Origin of the sequence: Streptomyces sp. SPB074 (assembly GCF_000154905.1) — a bacterium.
Lineage (GTDB): Bacteria > Actinomycetota > Actinomycetes > Streptomycetales > Streptomycetaceae > Streptomyces.
Window position 1 is genome coordinate 2,227,895 of the sequence record NZ_GG770539.1, and the last position, 4,164, is coordinate 2,232,058.

Below are 4,164 nucleotides of genomic sequence, written 5' to 3' on the forward strand. Positions count from 1 at the left end.
GCTCCTCCGTGGCACGCCCGTCGAACCACGAGAAGTCCGGCCCTCGACGGGGGACGTGGCGCCGTCACTTCAGGGAGGCGAAATCGCGGGCGGGAGCGGGCATGGGGGGGGGAGCATGACGGGGCGGGAGGCGGAGGGCGAGCGGTTTTCCGCAGGGCGGGGCGGCGGGTGCGGGCGGAGAGGGGACGGGGTGGGGCGGGATGGGGCGGGGCGAGGTGCCGGGATCGTGCCTCAGGCGGTAGGGATCAACTGGACTGACTCAGGCGGTGTCATCCGGTGCGGGGGAAGGAGATCTCGACGCGGCGGTTCTTGCGGCGGCCCTCCTCGGTGGTGTTGTCGGCGATCGGGTAGTCCTCGCTGTAGCCGCGGACCTCGAAGGTGACCTCGGGGCCGAGGTGCGGGGCGAGTTCGTCGTGGACGATGTCGGCGCGGCGCTTCGAGAGCGTCTTGCCGTGGGCGTAGCTGCCGAGGTTGTCGGTGAAGCCGAAGACGCGGACCGTGCGGGCCCGCTGTTTCTTCGCCTCGTCGGCGATGGCCTCGATGCGGGATCTGCCGGAGGGGTCGAGGGCGAATTTGTCCTTGTCGAAGAGGACTTCGGCCTGGAGGGCGATTTTGACGTCGGTGTTCGTGTCCTCGCGGCGCTCCTCGCCGCCGAGGTCCTCGACGACGGACTTGATGTCGAGGACTTTGGCGGGCGCGAGCCGCGCGCCGTCGGCGAGGCGGAGCCCGGGGCTGCTGGCGTCGACGTCGGGGGGCGGCGAGGTGGTCACGCTCCCCGGCGGCACGGTGGGCCCGTCATCGGCCCCCGCCACTCCCCCGGGCAGCCCGAACGCGAGAGTCGCCGAGGCAACCAGCACGGCCCCGGCCCGCCACCGCCCCATCACTGCGCCTCACTGAGCGGAATCTCGGCGGGCGGCATACTCCCGACCTGGAAGGTGACCTTCTTCGTGGAAGCCGGAGGAGCGGGAAACTGAGCGAACCAGTCGGTCGTCGCCCCTGGGTTGACGCCGCCGACAAAGCGGGTGCAGAGGCAGCGCCCCTGCGTGTCCCGGAGTACGAGATATCGCTTCTTCGCCGCCGCGTCGACCAACGAAGCCCCGGCGATAGAGCCCCCGTTGTCGCGCAATTCCCGTTCGTCACCGCGCCAGTCAGCCGCTGTCCAGGCGTTTCCGCTGCCATTGGTCACGCTGCCGCTCACCGTGAGAAAGCCTGCGGCATCCCGTTGCGCACGCGTGATTTTCAGGTCGAGTTCCTGCCCGCCCTTGACTTCCGCGAGGGTTTCTTCGGGTTCCTCCGAGGGAGGCTGGGCCGCCGGTGGAGAAGGCCGGTCCTCGCCGTTTGTGGTGGGCGCCGAACTTCGTGATTCCTTCTTCGAATCCCCTCCCTCATCTCCCCCTCCTCCGCAGGAGACGAGCGTCAAGCCGATCGCGGCGACAAAGGAAAACGCAACGACCGCCTTTCCCGGCTCCCGCAGGACACGCCGTTGGGAAACAGACATGACTCCGCCTTCCGTGTGTTCACTCAGTCAGTCAGTTGCACCGAGAAGAGTTCCGATGGGCTGGGAAGAGCCGCTTCATCCAGTTCCTCCGGGTCAAAGGAATAGCGCTCCCCCTTGGCGCAAACGAGGGAGACCTGGCCGCCCTCAGGCTTTCCCCCGGCCGTCGCGCAGAGAGGTTTCACCGTCGCCGTCGCCTCCGCACGAGCGCGCTTTCCCTGAACAGCGACCGCCACATTCGAGCCGAGCCCGGATGTGCGCACCACTCGCACGTGAATGCCCGGGCCCGCCGCTGTATCGACACGCTCCAGACCTTCAAGAGTCGCGTCGTTCGAGGACGCCAGGCGTGCTGCGGCCGGAGAGAGATCCACGGCGTCGCCGCCGAGGCCGTCCAGCCATCTGCCCCAGTCACCGTCCTGCCCCAAAGCGGTGACGAACCCTTCGGCGAGCTGCTGCCTCTCCTCCTGAGCCGCCGCGAGGGCTGCCGCGTCAGCGGCCGACTGGGCGCCGTTCCTGCCCAACGCCGCTTGAGCGAAGGCGAAGAACGCGAATGCCGCGAAGAGAATCGCCGCTGTCGCCCACACGAACAACGGCAGCACCTGACCGGCCTGACCGTCTCCAGCCCTCAGCCACCCACCACGCTGTTCACCGCGTCCAGGATCGCGCCGGAGATCTTGCCGTCGAGCCCCAGACCGTCGATCAGCACGAAGATTCCCGCGATGATGATCAGCAGGCCCGCGTATTCCACGAAGCCGGCGCCGTCGTCCCTGCGGAGCTTGTGGCGGAGGGTGGGGAGCCAGGTGGTGGGCTTGGGCATGGTGGTCTCCCGGGTGGGCCGGTGTGGTGGTGTGACCGTAGGGCGACGGAGGGTGGTGGGGGGAGGGTCCGTGGGCCCAAGGGGGGTGGTCAGGCATAGGGGCCTCCCAGGGCGGGGTGGGCCGTGCCGAGCCAGCGGGCTATGGCCTCGCTGCGGGTCGTGGTCTGGAGCTTGGCGAAGATGCGGTTGATGTGGTTCTTCACCGTCTTCTCGGTGATGAAGCACGCCGCCGCGATCTGCCGGTTGTTCAGACCCGCCGCGATGAGGTTCATGACCTCTTCCTCCCGTGCGCTCAGCGGCCCGCCCCACGAGGGTCGCACAGCCGATCGCGTGTGCGAAGGGGGCGGGAGCGAAGGTGCCCCCGCACGCAAGTGTCGCACCGCGCCGACCAGTTGAGGGACCGTGAAGTCGCCGTGCACGAGACAGCCGGCCGCGCCCATCCGTCGCACGCGCGCGTGGAGTTCCGCGTCGCGCCCGTAGGTGACGACCAGGACGGGTGCGAGGCGGGCGAGGCGGGGCAGGACGGTCAGCCCGTCCACGACCGGCATCCGCAGGTCGAGGAGGACCCCGTCCGGGCGGTGGCGTTCGGTCGCGGCCAGGGCCTGGCGCCCGTCCGCCGCCTCGGCCACGACGAGCGCGTCGGCGCGGCCTTCGAGGAGGGCGCGGAGTCCGGCCCGTACGACGGGGTTGTCGTCGGCCACGACGAGCCGTAGCGGTTCAGGCGGGGTGAGGGGCATGGTTTTCGGGCTCCTCTCGGGCGGCGGCGAGGGTCAGTTCGGCGCGGATCTCGGTACCGGGGCCGTGCGGGGGCGCGCCGATCGTGAGGCGGGCGGGGCACGGCAGGGCGGCGAGGCGTTCGCGCAGGCCGAGGAGGCCGTAGTGGCCGCGCGCGGCGAGTTCCTGGAGGGCCGCGCGCGGCGAGTTCCTGGAGGCCGGGGAGGCCGGGCGGCAGTCCGCCGCCGTCGTCGCGGACGGCGAGAACGAGGCGGCCCGTGGCCGGGTCGGTGCCGTAGGTGAGGGCGACCCGCCCCGCGTGGGCGTGGCGCGCGGTGTTCTCCAGGGCCTCGGCGGTCACGAGGAGGAGGGTGCGGGCGGTGGCGGGGGCGAGGCGCGGGGCGGGGCCGGTGGTGGCGCGCGTCGCGGGGGTGCCGGTGCGGTCGGTGTGGGCGGCGAGGAGGGCGTCGAGTTCGGGGGCGAGGTCGACGGGGGCGCCGGGCTCGCCGGTGCGGCGGCGCAGGCCGCCGAGGAGGACGCGGGACTCGGTGGCCGCGCGGCGGGCCGCGCGGGCCACGTGCGCGGCATCGGTGCGGACGACGGCGGGGTCCTCGGTCGTGGAGAGGGCTTCGGCGGCGAGGGCGAGGCCGTGCAGGGTCTTGGCGACGCTGTCGTGCATGTCGCGGGCGAGGCGGGCGCGTTCGGCGGCGAGCGCTTCTTCGACGGCGCGGCGTTCGCGGGTCTCGGCGAGGGTCGCGCCCGCGGCGAGGAGGCGGAGCACGAAGGCGCGGAGCGTCGCCCCGGTCACGGCGGCGGCGAGGCAGAGACCGGCGACGAGGAGGACCCCGGTGCGGGGTGCGGGGAGGGCGGCGAGGAGGGCCGGCGGGAGGACGGCGCACAGGACGGCCCAGCGGCATGGGCCGAGGAGCGCGGCGAGCAGCGGCGTCGTGGCGGCCACGCAGCCGAGGGGCGGCGCGGGCGTCGCGGCCAGGAGGAGCGCCGAGGTCGCGGCCAGGTCGGCGGCGAGCAGGGCGGGGTGGCGGAGCAGGAGCGGGGCGACGCGCTCCCAGTGGCGCAGTGCCGCGTACGAGCCGAGCAGGCCGAGGACCGCCGCCGTGACAGCCACGGCGCGCGGGGC

At 72.6% G+C, this 4,164-nt stretch carries 5 protein-coding genes and 1 pseudogene; all 6 read right to left on the reverse strand.

What is annotated here, in order from left to right; translation table 11 throughout:
• Positions 1-269 precede the first annotated feature (269 nt).
• Positions 270-881, reverse strand: a complete 612-nt coding sequence (locus SSBG_RS08980) for an OmpA family protein (protein ID WP_050776743.1) — start codon at positions 879-881, stop codon at positions 270-272.
• Positions 881-1,498 carry a hypothetical protein gene (locus SSBG_RS08985; RefSeq protein WP_050776744.1) on the reverse strand — a complete coding sequence of 206 codons (618 nt, stop codon included), beginning with the start codon at positions 1,496-1,498 and terminating at the stop codon, positions 881-883. The genes SSBG_RS08980 and SSBG_RS08985 overlap by 1 nt, the downstream gene beginning before the upstream one ends.
• 23 nt (positions 1,499-1,521) lie before the next feature.
• The gene (locus SSBG_RS08990; RefSeq protein WP_008745869.1) at positions 1,522-2,094 is read right to left on the reverse strand and encodes a pilus assembly protein TadG-related protein; all 573 of its coding nucleotides are present in this window, start codon (positions 2,092-2,094) and stop codon (positions 1,522-1,524) included.
• 26 nt (positions 2,095-2,120) lie between these two features.
• Positions 2,121-2,312: a hypothetical protein gene (locus SSBG_RS08995; RefSeq protein WP_008745870.1), complete on the reverse strand. Its 192-nt coding sequence runs from the start codon at positions 2,310-2,312 to the stop codon at positions 2,121-2,123.
• A gap of 89 nt (positions 2,313-2,401) precedes the next feature.
• On the reverse strand, positions 2,402-3,049 hold the full coding sequence (locus SSBG_RS09000; RefSeq protein WP_008745871.1) for a response regulator transcription factor: 648 nt from the start codon (positions 3,047-3,049) through the stop codon (positions 2,402-2,404).
• A gap of 548 nt (positions 3,050-3,597) precedes the next feature.
• Positions 3,598-3,705, reverse strand: a pseudogene (locus tag SSBG_RS36075) (hypothetical protein); the annotation flags it as partial.
• Positions 3,706-4,164 lie beyond the last annotated feature (459 nt).